Origin of the sequence: Bombilactobacillus bombi, assembly GCF_013607485.1 — a bacterium.
Lineage (GTDB): Bacteria > Bacillota > Bacilli > Lactobacillales > Lactobacillaceae > Bombilactobacillus > Bombilactobacillus bombi_A.
In genome coordinates this window covers 1-642 of the sequence record NZ_SCHP01000144.1, presented here as the reverse complement: position 1 = coordinate 642, position 642 = coordinate 1, and the positions used below count along the sequence as shown (strand labels likewise).

At 31.0% G+C, this 642-nt stretch carries 1 pseudogene; it reads right to left on the bottom strand.

The window, feature by feature from the left end:
* Positions 1-268: 268 nt before the first annotated feature.
* Positions 269-642: pseudogene (locus tag EQ827_RS08850) on the bottom strand (arginine-ornithine antiporter); the annotation flags it as partial.

Sequence of the window (642 nt, the reverse complement as noted above, 5' to 3'; positions counted from 1 at the left end):
AAAACTTCATTTAGGATAGTTTTGGGTGGCAGATGAAAACCTATATCTCGAAAGAAAGTTTTTCTCGCTAAAGCTCTTCTAATCCTCACAAGTAAAACTTGTGGTTTATTTAATATATTAAATAAAAAAGCATTCCGCGATAGTCTTTATACTACTGCGAAATGCTTTCTTTTAATCAGGACTGAATTTTGTCCTATACACTTTAAAACACCTATTAACAAAATTACCTATTATTTCTTAATGTAAAATCCAGATATTACAAACTAATTTAAAAAGTAATCTGCTTGCTAATTAAACCAAAAATAGTGTAAATAGCAGCAGCACAAACAAAGATAGCAACCCACATTTCAATTGGGCCAAATACTCGTTTAGCTTTATTATCCTTCTTTTGCAATATCCAGTACACCGGAATTCCAGCTGCAAATAACAAAGACATTAATAGGAGAAAATTCTTACCAGCTGCAAACAATAACCAACAAGCATAAATACTAGAAACAACCCCAATAACAATATTTCTAGTTCTCCCAGATGTTTTATCTTCTTTTATAGAATACTTAAGCTGATAAAATGCAGAAAATGCATATGGTATTAAAATTGCGGCACTCGCAATAGAATAAAAGAAATTATAAGCCTGTGCTGTAA